This window comes from Buchnera aphidicola (Meitanaphis flavogallis) (genome assembly GCA_039830035.1).
Taxonomy (GTDB): Bacteria; Pseudomonadota; Gammaproteobacteria; order Enterobacterales; family Enterobacteriaceae; genus Buchnera_B; species Buchnera_B aphidicola_AZ.
Map to the genome: position 1 here is coordinate 31,572 of CP140038.1, position 19,719 is coordinate 51,290.

At 26.8% G+C, this 19,719-nt stretch carries 12 protein-coding genes, 4 tRNA genes and 1 pseudogene; 2 read left to right on the forward strand and 15 right to left on the reverse strand.

What is annotated here, in order from left to right:
* Nucleotides 1–260 precede the first annotated feature (260 nt).
* The 14 genes from U0T59_00140 to U0T59_00205 form a co-directional block, all read right to left on the reverse strand.
* Entirely contained in the window at nucleotides 261–1,124 is an 864-nt protein-coding gene (locus U0T59_00140) for a YicC/YloC family endoribonuclease (GenBank protein XBC43353.1), read from the reverse strand.
* 93 nt (nucleotides 1,125–1,217) lie between these two features.
* The gene (purH, locus tag U0T59_00145; protein XBC43354.1) at nucleotides 1,218–2,786 is read right to left on the reverse strand and encodes a bifunctional phosphoribosylaminoimidazolecarboxamide formyltransferase/IMP cyclohydrolase; all 1,569 of its coding nucleotides are present in this window, start codon (nucleotides 2,784–2,786) and stop codon (nucleotides 1,218–1,220) included.
* 711 nt (nucleotides 2,787–3,497) lie between these two features.
* Nucleotides 3,498–7,715 carry a DNA-directed RNA polymerase subunit beta' gene (gene rpoC, locus U0T59_00150; protein ID XBC43355.1) on the reverse strand — a complete coding sequence of 1,406 codons (4,218 nt, stop codon included), beginning with the start codon at nucleotides 7,713–7,715 and terminating at the stop codon, nucleotides 3,498–3,500.
* Nucleotides 7,716–7,796: 81 nt separating this feature from the next.
* On the reverse strand, nucleotides 7,797–11,825 hold the full coding sequence (gene rpoB, locus U0T59_00155) for a DNA-directed RNA polymerase subunit beta (protein ID XBC43356.1): 4,029 nt from the start codon (nucleotides 11,823–11,825) through the stop codon (nucleotides 7,797–7,799).
* A gap of 259 nt (nucleotides 11,826–12,084) precedes the next feature.
* Nucleotides 12,085–12,453 carry a 50S ribosomal protein L7/L12 gene (gene rplL / locus U0T59_00160; protein ID XBC43357.1) on the reverse strand — a complete coding sequence of 123 codons (369 nt, stop codon included), beginning with the start codon at nucleotides 12,451–12,453 and terminating at the stop codon, nucleotides 12,085–12,087.
* A 58-nt stretch (nucleotides 12,454–12,511) separates the two neighbouring features.
* Entirely contained in the window at nucleotides 12,512–13,009 is a 498-nt protein-coding gene (rplJ, locus tag U0T59_00165; GenBank protein XBC43358.1) for a 50S ribosomal protein L10, read from the reverse strand.
* A gap of 283 nt (nucleotides 13,010–13,292) precedes the next feature.
* Nucleotides 13,293–13,985, reverse strand: coding sequence for a 50S ribosomal protein L1 (gene rplA / locus U0T59_00170; protein ID XBC43359.1), 693 nt, complete (start codon nucleotides 13,983–13,985; stop codon nucleotides 13,293–13,295).
* Nucleotides 13,986–14,420: a 50S ribosomal protein L11 gene (gene rplK / locus U0T59_00175; protein XBC43360.1), complete on the reverse strand. Its 435-nt coding sequence runs from the start codon at nucleotides 14,418–14,420 to the stop codon at nucleotides 13,986–13,988.
* A gap of 202 nt (nucleotides 14,421–14,622) precedes the next feature.
* A complete protein-coding gene (gene nusG / locus U0T59_00180) occupies nucleotides 14,623–15,168 on the reverse strand; it encodes a transcription termination/antitermination protein NusG (GenBank protein ID XBC43361.1) in 546 nt (181 codons plus the stop codon).
* A gap of 1 nt (nucleotide 15,169) precedes the next feature.
* A complete protein-coding gene (gene secE / locus U0T59_00185) occupies nucleotides 15,170–15,550 on the reverse strand; it encodes a preprotein translocase subunit SecE (protein XBC43362.1) in 381 nt (126 codons plus the stop codon).
* Between the two features lie 315 nt (nucleotides 15,551–15,865).
* Nucleotides 15,866–15,939, reverse strand: a tRNA-Thr gene (locus U0T59_00190).
* Nucleotides 15,940–15,950: 11 nt separating this feature from the next.
* A tRNA-Gly gene (locus U0T59_00195) sits at nucleotides 15,951–16,022 on the reverse strand.
* Between the two features lie 22 nt (nucleotides 16,023–16,044).
* A tRNA-Tyr gene (locus U0T59_00200) sits at nucleotides 16,045–16,126 on the reverse strand.
* A gap of 29 nt (nucleotides 16,127–16,155) precedes the next feature.
* Nucleotides 16,156–16,228, reverse strand: a tRNA-Thr gene (locus U0T59_00205).
* Between the two features lie 160 nt (nucleotides 16,229–16,388).
* Here U0T59_00205 and coaA point away from each other — a divergent pair.
* On the forward strand, nucleotides 16,389–17,222 hold the full coding sequence (coaA, locus tag U0T59_00210) for a type I pantothenate kinase (protein XBC43363.1): 834 nt from the start codon (nucleotides 16,389–16,391) through the stop codon (nucleotides 17,220–17,222).
* Nucleotides 17,223–17,345: 123 nt separating this feature from the next.
* On the opposite strand, the pseudogene murB reads toward coaA, so the two are convergent.
* Nucleotides 17,346–18,170: pseudogene (gene murB, locus U0T59_00215) on the reverse strand (UDP-N-acetylmuramate dehydrogenase).
* Nucleotides 18,171–18,654: 484 nt separating this feature from the next.
* On the opposite strand from murB, the gene metF reads away from it, so the two are divergent.
* On the forward strand, nucleotides 18,655–19,548 hold the full coding sequence (gene metF, locus U0T59_00220; GenBank protein XBC43364.1) for a methylenetetrahydrofolate reductase: 894 nt from the start codon (nucleotides 18,655–18,657) through the stop codon (nucleotides 19,546–19,548).
* Nucleotides 19,549–19,719 lie beyond the last annotated feature (171 nt).

The following is a 19,719-nucleotide window of genomic DNA, read 5'->3' on the forward strand; positions in this document are numbered from 1 at the left end:
AATTTTTTTTTGTTATAGAAATATTGAAAATATCTGTTTTCAACATGAGTAATTTTTGTTCTAATAATTATTTATTATTCAGTAATAAAATTAAATAGCAACAATTAATTGTACAAATTACATGAAATAAACATTGTTTTGAAATTAAATGTTGTTAGATTTTTATAATTTTAATACAAACAATTTATATCGTTATGCTATAAAATTTGTAATTTATCAGATATGATTTTTTCATTACGGATATCAATAAATATTAAAATTTATTCGATATTTTGACTTTGTTCTCTGATTTGTTCGATAAGTACTTTAATTTCTATAACAGACGAATGAATATCAAAATTTGAAGATTTTGAAGATAGTGTATTAACTTCCCTGTTAAGTTCTTGCATGATAAAATCTAATTTACGTCCAATAGGTTCGTTATTTTCTAGTATAGAGATGGTTTTTAAAACGTGTATGTCAATTCTATCTAGTTCTTCTGAAATATCAGTTTTTTGTATTATAAAAAATAACTCTTGATTTAATCTATTTGGATCAATATCTATTTTTAGTTCTTCTATCTTTTCTAAAATTCTTTTTTTTTGCCATTTTACAATTTGAGTTATATTATTTCTTATATCACTGACATTATTTTTTATAAAAAATAATTTTTCTGCTATTAACTTTTTTAAATTAATACCTTCGTTTTTTCTAAATTTTAATAATTGTTTTATAGTTTTTTGAAATAATTTTGATAATTCGAAAAAAATATTATTTACGTTATCATTTTTTAAATTTATTACTCCTGGCCAATTTAATAAATCAATTATATTAATTATTCCATCTGGTATATTTAATTTAATATATTTAATATATTTTATTAGTTGTTTGATTAAACTTATATTAATAGATCGATGAGATATGATATATTTATTAGATTCAAATTGTAAACTGCATTCTATTTTACCTCGACTTAAATTAGATCTGATACATTGACGAATTAATGGTTCTAGTTCTCTAAATTCTTCTGATAGTCTAAGATTGATTTCTAAATAACGATGATTAAATGAACGAATTTCAAAAATAGCACTACCCCATTTTTTGTTAATTTTTTCTTTCGCATATCCTGTCATGCTATAGATCATAATTTAACCTCATTAAATTTGACATTAATTAATAATTGAATATATATATAAAACATATTATCTAGAGTTTGAATTTACATTAAAAAATTTATTTTAATGCTTGAAATATCTTTTTTTCGTAAATATCATGGAAATGTTTTTTTGATTAACAGATGAAATTATTTCTTCATCTCTAATAGATCCTCCTGGCTGAATAATACAAGAAGTGCCTTGTTTAGAAATAATATCAATACTGTCTTTAAATGGAAAAAAACCATCAGATGCGAGAGTAGAGTTTTTCAAATCTATATTGTGTTCATTAGCTTTTGTTATTGCAATTTTAATAGCATCAATACGACTAGTTTGTCCTGCTCCAATACTAATTGTTTGTAAGTTTCGAACGTAAACTATAGCATTAGATTTAAGATATTTAACAATTTTTAATGCAAACAGAGCATCGCATTTTTCTTTTGAAGTTGGTAGTTTTTTACTAACTACTTTCCAATCTTTTTGATCTATATTATCATAATAATCATTTTGCATTAAAAAAGCTTTATTAATTGATTTTATATTTAATTGATTAGAACTTAAATATTCATTAGAATATTTTAATATTCTTATATTTTTCTTTTTAGAAAGTTCTTTTAGAGCTAGATCAGTAATATCTGGAATTACAATCAATTCTACAAATTGTGTAGCTATTATAGTTTTTGCAGTATTTTCATTTAGTTTTGTATTAAAAGAAATTACACCTCCGAATGCTGAAGTAGGATCTGCATTATAAGCAGATAAATAAGCAGAAAGATCATTTTTTGAAATTGCTACTCCGCAAGGACTTCCATGTTTTACTATGACGCAAGCTGGATCATTAAATTCTTGCACACAAGATATAGCTGTATCAGCATCAGATACATTATTGTAAGATAATGTTTTTCCTATCATTTGCGTTATATCATATTTATGAAATAAATTTACATATAATCCTGCTTGTTGATGTGTATTTTCTCCGTATAATAAATTTTGTTTTTTTTTAAAAATATAATTTAAATATTTAGGTAAAGAGTTTAAGGTAGAATATTTTTTTTTGGTATGTAAGTTCGAAAAATATGTGACTATATTATAATCATAATTAAAAACATACTGTAGTGCAGTATGGGCTAGTTCTAAACGTGTTTCGTATGAAATTTGGTTATTTTTTTGTTCGATTTCTTTTATTATATTATGGTAATAATGAGGTTTAGTAACAATAGTAACATAATTATAATTTTTTGCGGCAGCTCGAATTATAGTAGGTCCACCGATGTCAATAGATTCAATGATATTATTGTGATTTGATTTTTTTTTATTTAATATTTCAAAAAATGGATAAAAATTTATTATAACTAAATCTATTGGAATAATATTATATTTATTTATTATATTTTTATCATGATCTGAACGTGCCAATATTCCAGCATAGATTTTATGATGAAGTGTTTTAACTCTTCCGGACATTATTTCAGGAAAATCAGTATATTTAGAAACATCTGTAGCTTTTATTCCAGAAGCTTTTAATATTTTTTTTGTTCCAGATGTAGCAAATAAATTAATTTTATTTTGAATAAGTTTTTGAGCAAATTCTATTATTCCAGTTTTATCAAAAACACTAATTAATGCATTTCGTATTATTGTATTTTTTTTCATATTTTAAGGTTTTTGTTATCTATGTAGTTTATTATATATTAAAATACTTTTAGTTAAGTTAAAAATATATTAATATAGAAAATTAATATTATTTAATATGTAGTTACAACATATATTATTAACATATTATAATTTTTTTATATTTTTACTTTCATTATATAGTTTTTTATTATATCTAAATAACGTTTATTATATTATTAATTTTAGTTATATTAGGTTATATGCAAAATAGTTTTGTATATTCAATATTTAGTAATAATTGTATACACTTAATTTATACCATGGTTTTTTAACTAACGAATTGAAAGTTGTTATATTCTTTAATTAATATTAATTTATTGAATTGAGTTTATTTTAATTTGATAATGGTATTAAATAACGTTATAATACTAAGTAATTTAAACTAATTATTTTATACTATTAAACATTTTAATTTACATGAATATTATAATATTTTGATTTGTTTAATAATTAAAAGTATAAAAATAATATTTTTAAGTTTGTTTATATAAACATAAAATATTTTTTATATTGTTGATATAATCAATATACAAAAGTTAACGTTAGTTTTTTATTTTTTTTAATATTAATATGCGCACTAAAATAGTATTTAGTGATATGTTATTCATGTATAATATTTTATTTTTTAAAATAGTGTATATAAAAAATAAACATTTACATAAATAGCAAATGTTTATTTCTAATTTTAATTTATAAAGTAGAATTCAATAATTCAGATAAATTGGCAGATGCTTCTTCTGCACTAATAGAAGAAGAAGATATGTTATTAGAAGTTGTATTTTCTTTTCTACGACGATTTAAGCGTTTTTTATGGTAAGCATATCCTGTTCCTGCAGGAATTAGTCGTCCTACAATAACGTTTTCTTTTAATCCTCTTAAATCATCCTGTTTTCCTGCTACTGCTGATTCAGTAAGTACTCTTGTAGTTTCTTGAAAAGAAGCTGCAGATATAAATGATTCTGTTGCAAGAGAAGCTTTAGTAATTCCTAATAAGTCTCTTGAAAATGTTGCTAACATTTTTCTTTTCTCATTGAGTTTTTTATTAGATACTTTTACTCGGGAATATTCAACTTGTTCTCCGTTTAAAAATTCTGAATGTCCAGATTGAATAATAGTGGCTTTTCTTAACATTTGTCGTATTATTACTTCAATATGTTTATCATTGATTTTAACTCCTTGGAGACGATATACTTCTTGAACCTCATTGACAATATATTTTGTTACAGCTTGAACACCTCTTAATCTCAAAATATCATGAGGAGATTCTGGTCCATCAGATATAATATCACCTTTTTCAACTCTTTCTCCTTCGAAAACGTTTAATTGTCTCCATTTTGGAATCATTTCTTCATAAGAATTATTGCCATCGTATGGTGTAATAATTAACCGATTTTTTCCTTTAGTATCTTTTCCAAAAGAGATAAAACCGCTAATTTCAGCTAAAATCGCTAATTCTTTTGGACGACGTGCTTCAAAAAGATCAGCTACTCTTGGTAAACCTCCCGTAATATCTTTTGTTCCTCCTGACTCTTGGGGAATTCTAGCTAAAGTATCTCCTGATCTAATTTTAATATTATTATCGATTTGTACTATAGCTTTTCCTGGCAAAAAATATTGCGCTGGCATATCAGTTCCAGTAATTAACACATCATTGTTATTAGAGTCAATGACTTTTAATGATGGTCTTAAATCTTTTCCAGTTGTTGTTCTTTCTGATGTATCTAAAACAACTATAGATGTTAAGCCTGTTAATTCGTCAGTTTGTCGAGTAATACTTTGTCCGTCAATCATATCGATAAATTTAACATATCCATTTACTTCAGAAATTACTGGAATGGTATGAGGATCCCATTTTGCTACTATTTCTCCTGGTTTTACTTTTTCTTTATCTTGTTTGGCTAATATAGCTCCGTATGGAACTTTATAACTTTCTTTAGTTCTTCTAACTTCATCAATAACCTGTAATTCAACGTTTCGAGAAGTAATAATTATTTTTCCTTCTGAATTAATTACAGATTTAGCATTGTTTAGTTTTATATTTCCAAAATTTTTAACTTGTATATTAGACTCTGTTGCAGCTCTAGAAGCAGCACCTCCGATATGAAAGGTACGCATTGTAAGTTGTGTACCTGGTTCTCCAATAGATTGAGCGGCAATAACTCCAATTGCTTCACCTTTTTCGACTATTTTTCCTCTAGCTAAATCCCTTCCATAGCAGTGAGCGCATACACCGAAATTTGTTTCACAATTAACAACTGATCTTACTTTTACGTTGTCTATGGAATTTTTTTCTAAAATATCACACCATTTTTCGTTCAATAACGTATTTCTAGGTATTAGTATATTAGCAGAATAAGGTTTTAATATGTTTTCTACTGTTACCCGACCTAAAACTTTTTCTCTTAACGGTTCTTTAACATCCCCTCCTTCTATTATAGCAGTCATAATAATACCTTCGTGTGTATTACAATCTTCTTCAGTAACTACTAAATCTTGAGCAACATCGACTAAACGACGAGTTAAGTATCCTGAATTAGCAGTTTTTAGAGCAGTATCAGCTAAACCTTTTCGCGCACCATGAGTGGAAATAAAATATTGTAATACATTGAGTCCCTCTCTGAAGTTAGCCGTAATTGGTGTTTCAATGATGGATCCGTCTGGTTTAGCCATTAATCCTCTCATTCCAGCTAATTGCCGAATTTGAGCTGCAGATCCTCTAGCACCTGAATCTGCCATCATAAAAATATTATTGAAAGAAGTTTGTTTTATGATTTTTCCTTCTTTATTAGCTACTAATTCTGTGGATAAATTTTTCATCATAGCTTTTGCAACACGTTCGTTAGCAGCTGCCCAAATGTCAATAACTTTGTTGTATCTTTCACCTGCGGTGACTAATCCTGATTGGAACTGATCTTGTATTTCTGCTACTTCAATTTCTGCTTCTGTAATAATGTCAGCTTTTTTTTCTGGAATTACCATGTCATCAATTCCCACTGACGCACCTGATCGTGCAGCATAAGCAAATCCTGTATACATAATTTGATCTGCGAAATATACAGTTGATTTTAGCCCTAATATTCGATAACAGGTATTAAGCATAGTAGAAATAGATTTTTTTCTTAATGTTTGGTTTACTATAGAAAAAGGTAATCCTTTAGGAACAATCATCCACAAAATTGCTCTTCCTATAGTAGTGTTTATAATCTTTTTTTGTTTTAAAAGATTTTTATTTTCTGTAAAACTATATTCTGAAATTCGAACTTTAACTTTAGCATGTAGTTTAGCTAACCCCATACGATATATTCTTTCAGCTTCATTTGGACTATTTAATATCATACCTTCTCCTTTTGCATTTATTTTTTCTCGAGTCATGTAATACAGTCCTAATACGACGTCTTGAGAGGGTACGATAATTGGTTCTCCATTAGCAGGTGATAAAATATTATTTGTAGACATCATTAAAGATCGTGCTTCTAATTGAGCTTCTAACGTCAGTGGTACATGCACAGCCATTTGATCTCCATCAAAATCTGCATTATATGCTGCACATACTAGCGGATGTAATTGTATAGCTTTACCTTCTACCAAAACTGGTTCAAAAGCTTGAATTCCTAATCGATGTAGAGTAGGTGCTCGATTAAGTAATACTGGATGTTCGTGAATAACTTCGTCTAAAATGTCCCATACAATAGATTCTTCGCGTTCTACCATCTTTTTAGCTGCTTTAATGGTAGTAGCTAATCCTTGTATTTCTAGTTTTCCGTAAATAAATGGTTTAAACAATTCTAAAGCCATTTTTTTAGGTAAACCACATTGATGTAAACGCAAATAAGGTCCAACGGTAATTACTGATCTTCCTGAATAATCTACTCTTTTTCCTAGTAAATTTTGTCTGAATCGACCTTGCTTTCCTTTAATCATGTCAGACAACGATTTAAGTGGACGTTTATTTGATCCTGTTATAGCTTTACCTCTTCTTCCATTATCTAATAATGCATCTACTGCTTCTTGTAACATTCTTTTTTCATTTCTGACGATAATATCAGGTGCTGATAATTCTAATAAACGTTTTAAACGGTTATTTCTGTTGATCACTCTACGATATAAATCATTTAAATCAGATGTAGCAAATCGTCCTCCATCTAATGGAACTAACGGTCTAAGATCAGGCGGTAAAATAGGTAATGCGTTTAATATCATCCATTCGGGCTTATTATGTGAGTGTATAAATGATTCTAATAATTTAATTCGTTTTGTTAGCTTTTTTCTTTTTGTTTCGGAATGACTATTATGTAATTCTTTTCTCAAGATTTCGCATTCTGGTATTAAATTTATATTAGTTAATAATGTTTGTATTGCTTCTGCACCCATTTGTGCATTAAATTCGTCTCCAAATTCTTCTAATGCATTTAAATATTGCTCTTCAGTTAAAATTTGATTTTTTTCGAGATTAGTAATTCCTTCTTCAACTACAACATAAGATTCAAAATAAAGAACTCTTTCAATATCTCGTAACGGCATATCTAGTAATATTCCGATTCTTGATGGTAAAGATTTTAAAAACCAAATATGTGCAATTGGTGAAGCTAATTCGATATGTCCCATACGCTCTCTACGAACTTTGCTTTGAGTAACTTCAACGCCGCATTTTTCACAAATTACTCCACGGTGTTTTAATCTTTTATATTTTCCGCACAAACATTCGTAATCTTTGATTGGACCAAAAATTCGTGCACAAAATAATCCATTTCTCTCTGGTTTGAAAGTCCTATAATTAATAGTTTCTGGTTTTTTAACTTCTCCAAATGACCAAGAGCGAATCATATCTGGAGAAGCAAGAGCAATTTTTATTGCGTCAAATTCATCAGTTTTAATTTGTGATTTTAAAATTTTTAATAAATCTTTCACGAATTAGTTCCCGGCAAAGTAAAACATTTGAAGATAATTACACTAGATAGTAAGATATTGTAAAACGTTAATTTTATATTATTAATCATTTTCTAATTCTATATTAATTCCTAAAGATTTGATTTCTTTTAATAAAACATTAAAAGATTCGGGCATTCCTGGTTCCATTTTATAATTTCCATCTACTATATTTTTATACATTTTAGTTCTTCCACTAACATCGTCTGATTTCACTGTTAGCATTTCTTGTAAAGTATAAGCAGCGCCATAAGCTTCTAAAGCCCAAACTTCCATTTCTCCAAATCTTTGTCCTCCAAATTGAGCTTTTCCGCCTAATGGTTGCTGAGTAACTAGACTATAAGATCCAGTAGATCTTGCATGCATTTTGTCATCGACAAGGTGATTAAGTTTTAGCATATACATGTAACCTACAGTTACTGGTCTTTCAAATTTTTCACCAGTTCGTCCATCAAAAAGAGTTATTTGTCCAGAAGAAGGTAAATTTGCTAATTTTAATAGTTCTTTTATTTCATGTTCTCTTGCTCCATCAAAGACAGGTGTTGCAATAGGCATACCATGTCTAAAATTTTGTGCTAAACATAGTATTTCATCATCAGAAAAAGTGTCTAAATTAACTTTTTGTTGGACGCATTCACCTAAATTGAAGGCTTTTTGAATAAAATTTCGAATATTTACAATAGAATCATTTGTTTCTAACATTTCATTGATTTTGTCTCCTATTCCTTTTGATGCTAATCCTAAATGAGTCTCTAAAATTTGTCCAATGTTCATTCTAGATGGAACCCCTAAAGGATTTAATACAATGTCTATAGGAATTCCGTTTTGATCATATGGCATGTCTTCTATAGGATTAATTTTTGAAATTACTCCCTTATTTCCATGACGGCCAGCCATTTTATCACCAGGTTGAATTTGTCTTTTTACTGCTAAATAAACTTTAATAATTTTTAGAACTCCAGGAGTTAAATCATCTCCTTGAGTAATTTTTTTATGTTCAATTTCTAATTTTGTTTTAAATTCTTTTTTAAGATCATCATATTGTGAAGATAATTGTGTTAATTTTTTTTGATTTTTTTTGTCATTTACAGAAATTTTTAACCATTCTTTTTTAGATAATTGATTTAAGTGATTTATGTCAATTCCTGACGATAATAGAATTGATTGTATTTGGTTAAATATGCTGAACTCAAATATTTTAAATTCTTCTGTTAAATCTTTTTTAATTTTTTGAAGTTGCATATTTTCTATTTTTAGTGCTCTATTATCTTTTTCTACTCCGTCTCGAGTAAATACTTGTACATCAATAACTGTTCCAGACACTCCATTAGGAACTCTCAAAGAAGAATCTTTAACATCGGAAGCTTTTTCTCCAAATATAGCTCTTAACAATTTTTCTTCTGGTGTCAATTGTGTTTCACCTTTTGGAGTTACTTTTCCGACTAAGATATCTCCTCCATTTACTTCAGCTCCAATATAAACAATGCCTGATTCATCTAATTTAGATAATGCAGCTTCTCCTACGTTAGGTATATCTGATGTAATTTCTTCAGATCCTAATTTGGTATCTCTAGAAATACATGCTAATTCTTGAATATGAATTGTAGTAAATTTATCTTTTTGAACAACTTTTTCTGAAATTAAGATAGAGTCTTCAAAGTTATATCCATTCCAAGGCATGAAAGCTACGCGCATATTTTGTCCTAAAGCGAGTTCTCCTAAATCAGTTGATGGACCATCTGCTAATACATTTCCTTTTTCTATTTTTTCTCCTAAAGATACACATGGTATTTGATTTATACATGTGTTTTGATTAGATCTGGTATATTTCGTAAGATTATAAATATCTATACCTGCTTCTCCAGGAAGCATTTCTTCTTTGTTGACTTTAATGACAATTCTAGATGCATCTATGTATTTAATTATTCCACCTCTTCGAGCTATTTCTGTTACGCCTGAATCAATAGCTACAGTTCGTTCCATTCCAGTTCCTATTAATGGTTTATCTGATATAAGTGTAGGAACTGCTTGTCGTTGCATATTAGCACCCATCAGAGCTCTATTAGCATCATCATGTTCTAAAAATGGAATTAATGATGCACCTACAGAAACTATTTGCTGAGTAGATACATCCATATAGTTCACTTGATTTTTATGGAATAAACTAGATTCGCCTTTATATCTACATGTTACTAAATCATCTGTAAAACAACCATTTTCGTTTGAGTTGGTGTTAGCTTGTGCAATGACAAAATTTCCTTCTTCAATAGCAGAAAGATATTCTATTTTATTAGTTATAGTTCCTTCTTTTACTTTTTGATAGGGAGTTTCTAAAAAACCATATATGTTTGTTCTTGCATATACAGATAAAGAATTTATTAAACCTATGTTTGGTCCTTCTGGAGTTTCAATTGGACATACTCGACCATAATGCGTAGGGTGTACATCTCGTACCTCAAATCCAGCCCTTTCTCTAGTTAATCCACCTATTCCTAATGCAGAAATACGACGTTTGTGTGTAATTTCTGATAGTGGATTGTTTTGATCCATGAATTGAGATAATTGACTAGATCCAAAAAATTCTTTTATAGCAGCTGAGATTGGTTTAGCATTAATCATATCTTGAGGCATGAGTAAGTCTAAATCTCCTAAAGATAATCTTTCTTTTACAGCTCTTTCAACTCGTATTAATCCTATTCTAAATTGATTTTCTGCCATTTCTCCTACTGATCTTATTCTTCTATTTCCTAAATGATCAATATCATCAATATCTCCTTTGCCATTTCGAATATCAATTAATTTTTTTATTACATCGATAATATCTATTTTACTTAAAGTACCTTTTCCTTCTATTTTTGTTCTTAGTAAAGAACGATTAAATTTCATTCGTCCAACTGATGAAAGATCATATCTTTCTTCAGAAAAAAATAGATTTTCAAATAAGTTTTCTGTAGCATCACGTGTTGGAGGTTCTCCAGGACGCATCATTCGATAAATTTCAATTAATGCACTAGGTCGATCTTGCGTAGAATCTATTTTTAATGTTTCGGAAATGTATGGTCCGTGATCTAAATCGTTGGTAAATATTGTTTGAATTTCAGAATAGCCATTTAATTTTAATTTTTTAATTATTTCAATATTTAGTTCAGAGTTCACTTGTACAATGATATCTTTGGTTTTTTTATTATAATAGTTTTTTGCTGATATTTTTCCTACTAAGTATTCTATTGGTACTTCTATAGAAGTAATGTTGTCTTGTTTTAGTAAATTAATGTGTCGAGCAGTAATGCGTTGGCCTTTTTTTATGTAGGTTTTATTTTTGCTATTAAAATCAAAAGTTGCAGTTTCTCCACGCAATCTTGTCGGAATTAGTTCCATTATGATTTTTTTAGGAAATATTTTAAAAATATTTTTTTTAAAAAATATATTCAAAATTTCTTCTGTAGTAAAATTTAATGCTCTTAAAATAATACTTACAGGTAGTTTTCTTCGTCTGTCAATACGAATAAATAAGTGATCTTTTGGATCAAATTCAAAATCTAACCATGATCCTCTATATGGGATAATGCGTGCGTTATATAAAACTTTTCCTGATGAATGTGTTTTTCCTTTATCGCTATCAAAAAATACGCCTGGACTTCGATGTAATTGAGACACTACGACTCTTTCAGTTCCATTGATGATGAATGTTCCATTTTTTGTCATTAATGGAATCTCTCCCATATATACTTCTTGTTCTTTAATATATCTAATTGTTTTTTCTAATGTTTCGCGTTCATATATAATTAGGCGTAATTTTACGCGTAGCGGTGCAGAATAAGTAGTACCTCGAGTTTGGCATTCTTTTACGTCAAAAATAGTATTTCCTAAATGATATTCTATATATTGCAATTCAGCGTGACCATTATAACTAGTAATTGGAAATATTGAACGAAATGCAGCTTCTAATCCATACAAACCGTTAGGATCTTGTTCTATAAATTTTTGGAAAGAATTGAGTTGAATAGAAAGAAGGTATGGTATATCAAGCACTTTTGGACGTTTGCCAAAGTCTTTGCGAATACGTTTTTTTTCAGTATAAGAGTAAACCATAGGATTTCCTGATTAGTCAATAGAATTATTATTGCACTTTTACAAATAACTATAGTAATTTTGAATTTTTCCAAAAATCTTTTTTGAATTACATGTTGTTTATAAAATAAAGGACAATGAAGTAATTGTTTAACTCAAGAATGTTATAAATATTAAAAGATAATTGTAAATTTTAAACAATTAAATAGAAAAGGCTGGTGACTTAGAATCACCAGCAAATAATGTACATAATCTAAATCAATAATTTAAAAAAATTTTTTTATTTAATTTCTACTTCAGCACCTGTTTCATCTAAAATTTTTTTTAAAGATTCAGCTTCTATTTTAGTAATGCGTTCTTTAATTACAGTAGGAGCTGATTCTACTAAATCTTTTGCTTCTTTTAACCCTAAACCAGTAGAACTTCTTACAGCTTTTATAACTGATACTTTATTGCTGCCAATTGATTTTAATATAACGTCAAATTCTGTTTTTTCTTCTACGGGTGTTGTAATTGAAGAAGATGAAGAATGTATAGATGATTCAGCTGATACACCAAATTTTTTTTCCATGTCAGAAATTAATTCAATAACATTTTTTACTGACATTTCTGATATGGCTTCTAAAATTTGTTCTTTTGTTATGGACATGGTATTTATTCCTAATAATACCCAAAAATAGTTTTAAATGTTATTTCTAAAATATAAATTATATTCTATTTTTTAATTGTGTTATAGATACAAGAATTTGTATTAACTTTCCTATAGCTGTTGTTTTCATAACTATCATTAATCTACTAATTACTTCTTTATATGTAGGTATATCTGCTAGTTCACTAATGCTACATGAAGGTAGTATTTTTCCTTTAAAAACAGCTCCAAGAATTTTGAAATCAGTATTGTTTATGGAGAACTCTCTAAAGAGTCTTGCTGCGCTTCTTGGATGATCTATAGAGTAACCAATTAGAACAGGACCAATAAGTAGTTCTTTCAAACATTCAAATTTAGTATTTTTAATACCTAAATTAACTAAGGTATTTTTAAAAACTCCTAATGTTACTCCTGCTTTTCTAGCTAATACTCGTAATTCAGTTATGTTATTTACTTTTATGTTTCTTGAGTCAGCAACAACTATTGATAATGCTTTTTTGGTTACATTATGAATTTTAGAAACAATTTCTTTTTTTTTTGGAAAGTTTAGTACCATTAATTTATGTACTCCTAAATTTAGTTAATACTGTAAAACAACATTATTCTTAATAGGAATTACATATAAAAAGTTAATCTTTTAATTGATACATTTTTTAAAATTTTTTATTGTTTTTAATTAATTAACAAAAAAATTAAATTATATATTTTAATATTAAGATCAAATAAATATTACTTAAATGTTTTAATCTGAAAGTATTGATTATGTATGTTAATTTAGACATGAATCTTTTATTATAGAGAATTTTTCTTTTATCGTAAAGTAAAAATCAGTTAACTGTTTATCGTAAATTGTTACAGTTAATACGAATTCCTAAACTCATGGTTGTAGAAATAGTTATTTTTTTAATATATAGTCCTTTTGAATTTTTAGGTTTTGAATTTTGTAAAGCTGTTATTAAGGAATTAAAATTGTCTTGTATTTTATTATTTACAAAATTGATTCTTCCTATTGTAGTATGTATAATTCCATTCTTATCATTTTTATAGTTTATTTGGCCATTTTTAGCATTCGTAATTGCTGTTTTAATATCATCAGTAACTGTTCCTAATTTTGGATTTGGCATTAAACCACGAGGTCCGAGTATAGGTCCTAATGTATTTACAGTATGCATGACATCTGTAGAGGCAATTGCAATGTTAAAATTTATATTTCCAATTTTAATTTTTTCTATTAAATCATATAATCCTACATATTTTGCACCACATTTTTTTGCAATGTCAACGTTAACTCCTTGAGTAAAAACTGCTATAGTTACGGATTTTCCTGTTCCATGAGGTAATATAGTACTATTACGAATGTTTTGATCAGATTTTTTAGGGTTAATACCTAAATTAATAGATACATCTACACTTTCATTAAATTTAGAAGTTGCTATTTTTTTAAGTAATGTAATACCTTCCTCAATATCATAATTTTTTTTTTCGTCTACTAAACTATGCATTATTTTCATTCTTTTAGTTTTTTTTTTCATTTATTTTTTTTCCTTAATAGTTAAACCCATAGAATGGGCTGTTCCTATAATTGATTTAGTTATATTTTTAATATTAGATCCTGTCATATCGATTTCTTTTACTTTAGCAATTTCTATTGCTTGTTGATAAGTTATTTCTCCTACCTTTTCTGTGTTAGGTTTAGAAGAACCAGATTTAATTCCTGCAGCTTTTTTTAATAGAATAGAAGCAGGTGGTGTTTTGGTAATAAAAGAAAAAGATCGATCTGAATATACAGTAATTATAGTAGGAATAGGTAATCCTTTTTCTAAATTATTAGTTTTTTCATTAAATGATTTACAAAATTCCATAATATTTAGACCTTTTTGTCCTAAAGCTGGTCCTACTGGAGGGCTAGGATTAGCCATACCAGCTGAAACTTGCAGTTTAATATAAGCTTGTATTTTTTTAGCCATGATAATTTTTCTCACTATTTAAATATATAAATTAATTGCTTTTATGTGTTTTAAAATAAATAAGCAATAAATATGTATATTGATATGTTTGATACAAGATATGTTAGAAGATATAAATTTTTTACTTTAAGCTCATTATAGTAAATAGTAATCTTTATTAAATATATAATTGGTTTTTTAAAAATTTTTTCATAGTTTAATGTTAATTTTTTTTAACTTGACAAAAATCTAATTCTACAGGAGTAGATCTTCCAAATATAGATACTGATACTTTTAATCTATTTTTTTCATAGTCTACTTGTTCTACTATTCCATTGAAGTCTGAAAATGGACCATCATTAACCCTAACCATTTCTCCAGGTTCAAATAATGTTTTAGGTCGTGGTTTATCTCCGATTTGTTTTAACCGATTTATGATAATATTTACTTCTTTATCACTAATGGGAGAAGGTTTATCTGAAGTTCCTCCTATAAATCCTAACACACGAGGTATACTTCGAATTAAATGCCAACTAGAATCATTCATAGTCATTTGAATGAGAACATATCCAGGAAAGAACTTATATTCACTTTTTTTACGTTGTCCTGCTTTAATTTCTACGACTTCTTCAGTTGGTACCATTACGTCTCCAAATAAGTTTTCCATATTATGCAATTTAATATGTTCGCGTATTGATTGTGCTACGCGTCCTTCAAAACCAGAAAAAGCCTGCAATACGTACCAGCGTTGTTTTTGATTCTTATACATATTATAACCTTAAACTAGTTACGAATGATACAAATCGGATTAAAATATTATCTAATCCCCATAAACTTAAGGATATGATGAAAGTTGCAATTATTACAATGATTGTAGTATGAAATGTTTCTCTTAAATTAGGCCAAGTAATTTTTTTTATTTCTTCTTTTGATTTGTAAATTAATAAAAAAAATTTTTTTCCTTGTTTTGTTAGATATATTGTTCCTATAGTTAAACTAATTAAAGATATTATTATGATTACGCGTAACAATAAAGATAAGTTAGTGCAATAGTAATTTATAAAAGTTAATAATATTAACGTTCCTATGCTAAACCACTTAATTATTTCTAAAAAATAAGAATTTTTATAGAATTTGATTATTTTGGTCATTTGTCATCCTATAATATTAATTATATACAATTATATTGCATGTTAATACGATAACATTTTTCTATTATAAGGAACAATAATAAAAATATTTTTATTGAAATAGATTTAACTTTGGATTTTGTTAGCGGTAATGATTCAGTTATTATATAACTTTTTTATATGAATATAAATTTATTATATATGATAAAAAATCATAATTTTAATATATTTAAATGGTATTTGGTTACAAAATATGTAAAATTTTTCGGAATGATATTTAGATATTTTTATAAAAACAGTTATTTTAAAAAAGTATGGATCTTATAATAATATTTTTGCTGATACCCAGATTTAAACTGGGGACCTCACCCTTACCAAGGGTGTGCTCTATCTAACTGAGCTATATCAGCATATGGTTTTTAGCGAGCAGCGGGAATCGAACCCGCATCATCAACTTGGAAGGCTGAGGTAATATCCATTATACGATGTTCGCAAAATTAGATATTTTTATATTATGGTGGGAGAAGGATTCGAACCTTCGAAGTCTATGACGGCAGATTTACAGTCTGCTCCCTTTAGCCACTCGGGAATCCCACCGATACAAATTATTTAATGGACTATTTCTCTGCCGGCTACCGGAATCGAACTGGTGACCTACTGATTACAAGTCAGTTGCTCTGCCTGCTGAGCTAAACCGGCATTTACGATTAACATATTACGTATAGATTTAATTTTATGCAATAAAAATTTGATAATAATTCTATATTATTTTTTGTGCAAATAAATTACATATAAATTTATATGTAATTTAAATAATTATTTTAAAAAATACTTGGTTTATGAAATAATATTTTTATCTATGCACTTAAATGTTGAAATTAAATTTTTCATGATGATTTTTACTTTGAATTCTAATATTAATCATGTTTTACATTTTTTAGTTAAAGATATTATGTGTCATGATTTAATATATGCAAAAAATTTTAAAAAAAAACATAAAAAGCCCTATATTATAGGCATTTCTGGAAGTGTAGCATCTGGAAAAAGTACTATTTCTCAATGGTTACGTATTATATTACAACAATATTTTATTAAAAAAACTGTTTCTGTAATTAATACAGATAGTTTTTTATATCCTAATAAAGTTTTAAATACATTAGGATTAATGACACAAAAAGGATTTCCTATAACGTATAATATTGATTTTTTAGTAAGGTTTTTTTTAGATGTAAAATCAGGAATGTCAAATATGATTATTCCTGTGTATTCTCATTTTTTTTATGATATAATCCCGGATTTTCATAGAGTTGTTTATTCATCAGATATTTTTATTATAGAAGGTTTGCATATTTTATATCCTTTTTTATATAAAAGAAAAGATTTGAGTTATTTATCGAATATTTTTAATTTTTCTATTTATATTGATGCAAATGATACTTCATTAATTAGATGGTATCTTAGTCGTTTTTTAAAATTGAGATATATGTCACAGTTTTATTCTAATTCTTTTTTTAATGATTATTCCAAAATGTCTTATACAGAAGTTATTAATAGTGCTATGGAGATATGGTATAATATTAACTATAAGAACTTAAAAAAACATATTTCACCTACAAGAAGATATGCTGATTGTATTATAAAAAAACGGTATAATCACAGTATTGATTTTGTTCAGTTTAAAAATAACAGCTAATATTAATACCATTAAATGTTTTTCTAACATAGAACTAAATTTTATAGTTTAAGTATGTGATTATGTTATAATATTCAAAAAATGATTTAAAAATTGACTTTTTCATATACGGAATTAATTTTTTTAGTAGTTGTTTTTTATGATTTTGACTTCTGGTTCAAGATTAATGTTAAATTTTTTTTTGACTCTTTTTTGTATAATATCAGAAAGAATTAATACGTCTTGTCCTGTAGCTTGATTTTTGTTAATTAATATTAATGCTTGTTTTTTATATACTTGGGCTCCGCCAATTGAATATTCTTTTAATTGACATTTTTCAATCAACCATCTCGCTGAGATTTTTACATTTTCATTATTTTCAGGGTAACAACATAAATTTTTATATTTAGATAATAACTTTTTTGCATACTTTTTATTAATAATGGGATTTTTAAAAAAACTACCAGCATTTCCAATTACTTTTGGATCAGGTAATCTGTTTTTTCTTATTTCTCTGATATAATCAAATATTTCATGAGCAGTTGTGGTTTTTTGATTTAAGTTTTTTAAGGATAAATGAAAAGTATTGGGGTTCCATTTTTTTGGTAATTTTATTCCAACAGCTAAAACAATATAATTATAATAATTTGCATTTTTAAAAATACTATTACGATATTTAAATATACAGTTTTGAGCTTTTATTTTAATGGTATTTAATAGTTCTAAAGAAAAGATTTCTACATAATGGCATATATCTTTAAATTCTAGTCCGTATGCTCCTATATTGTTTATTGGAGCTGCTCCTACTGTTCCAGGAATAAATGCTAAGTTTTCTAATCCATAAATTCCCATTTTAAGCATGTATGTGACTAAATTATGCCAATTTACTCCTCCTTTAACATATATTAACCAGTGTTTTTTTGTTTCTGTAATTTGAATACCGGTTATTTTATTAATAGCTACTGTTCCATTATAATTTTCAGAAAATAGTGTATTACTACCTTCTCCTAAAAATAAAAAAGATGTTTTTTTTTACATAAATTCCATTCTTTAACAAGTTTATTTATGCTTTTTATTATAATAATTTTTTTGGCATATACATTGATTTGAAATGTATGAAATTTTTTCAAAGATTGATTTTTCATATGTTATTTTTTATTTTTCATGTGTACTTTTAAATCAAATTTTAGAAAATGTTAACTTTAGATAATAGGTATTTATTGGAAATCTATTATGAGATTATAGTTATGTTTAGTATAATTATATAATGTTAAATATAACGGATTATATTTTTCATAAGTTATTTAAAGTATATTATTTATTATGAAAATACATAAAATTATTTTATATCAAATTAGTATTTTTTCAGATCTTTATTTTTAGTATTTTAATAACATAAATGATATAAAATTTTAATTTTTTTGAATCATTTAGTTTCAACAGGAATTATAGTATGCATTTATTGAATTCGCGTTATTATGAAGTATTAAATGAGTATGTAGTAAATTTTCATGGTAAAATAAGTGTTTCTTTTGAATTATTCCCCCCTAAAAATCAAACTGCACAGAAAACTTTGTGGGATACAATTAATCAATTAAAGTTTTTACATCCTGTTTTTTTTACAGTAACGTGTGGCGCTTTTTTAGGGGAAAGAAATTACACGTATGATATCGTGAGTGAAGTAAAGAATCAAACTGGAATTGAAACAGTTCCTCATCTTACTTGTGCTGGATTAACTAAAGAGGAATTAGTAATAATTGCTAAAAAGTATTGGAATAGTGGATTTCATCATATTTTAGCTTTAAGAGGAGATATTAAGAATCATAAAGATCAATCTAAAATGTATGCTATTGATTTAATAAAATTGTTAAAAAGTATAGCCGACTTTGATATTTCTGTTGCTGCTTATCCAGAAGTACATCCTGAAGCTTGTAGTGCGCATTTTGATTTAGTTAATTTAAAGAAAAAAATTGATGCTGGTGCTAATCGTGCTATTACTCAATTTTTTTTTAGCGTAGATCACTTTTTACGCTTTCGAGATTTATGCGTGAAAAATGGCATTACTGTGGACATTATTCCAGGTATTTTTCCTATTATTAATTTTCAACAGTTATGTAATTTTTCTAAAATTAGTAATGTGACAATTCCAAAGTGGATTTATCGTATGTTTGACGGATTAGAAAATAATTTTGCAATAAGTAAAATTATAGGTGCGAGTATCACTATAGATATTGTAAAAGTATTGTATAAAGAAGGAGTAAGAAATTTTCATTTTTATACTTTAAACAAGTCAGAAATAGTTATGTCTGTTTGTCATATATTAGGATTAAAGTATAAGTCTGTATAAAGGTTTTTATTATAGACAATTTTTATATATGTTGATTTGGTATTTATTAGTTATTTTAGTTCTATTTTTTATAAAATTGTGTTTGTTTTAAGGTAGTTTATGCTATGCATTTGAAATTTCTAATTTAAGAATATAATTTATTAAAGATGGCATATGTTTCAATTATTTCTT

Bases quoted from the DNA above. Each gene is read 5' to 3' on its own strand.
- rpoB (XBC43356.1), bottom strand. From the start codon at position 11,825: ATGGTTTACTCTTATACTGAAAAAAAACGTATTCGCAAAGACTTTGGC.
- purH (XBC43354.1), bottom strand. From the start codon at position 2,786: ATGAAAAAAAATACAATAATACGAAATGCATTAATTAGTGTTTTTGAT.
- U0T59_00140 (XBC43353.1), bottom strand. From the start codon at position 1,124: ATGATCTATAGCATGACAGGATATGCGAAAGAAAAAATTAACAAAAAA.
- coaA (XBC43363.1), top strand. From the start codon at position 16,389: ATGCACTTAAATGTTGAAATTAAATTTTTCATGATGATTTTTACTTTG.
- rplJ (XBC43358.1), bottom strand. From the start codon at position 13,009: ATGGTACTAAACTTTCCAAAAAAAAAAGAAATTGTTTCTAAAATTCAT.
- rplL (XBC43357.1), bottom strand. From the start codon at position 12,453: ATGTCCATAACAAAAGAACAAATTTTAGAAGCCATATCAGAAATGTCA.
- secE (XBC43362.1), bottom strand. From the start codon at position 15,550: ATGACCAAAATAATCAAATTCTATAAAAATTCTTATTTTTTAGAAATA.
- rplK (XBC43360.1), bottom strand. From the start codon at position 14,420: ATGGCTAAAAAAATACAAGCTTATATTAAACTGCAAGTTTCAGCTGGT.
- nusG (XBC43361.1), bottom strand. From the start codon at position 15,168: ATGTATAAGAATCAAAAACAACGCTGGTACGTATTGCAGGCTTTTTCT.
- rplA (XBC43359.1), bottom strand. From the start codon at position 13,985: ATGAAAAAAAAAACTAAAAGAATGAAAATAATGCATAGTTTAGTAGAC.
- metF (XBC43364.1), top strand. From the start codon at position 18,655: ATGCATTTATTGAATTCGCGTTATTATGAAGTATTAAATGAGTATGTA.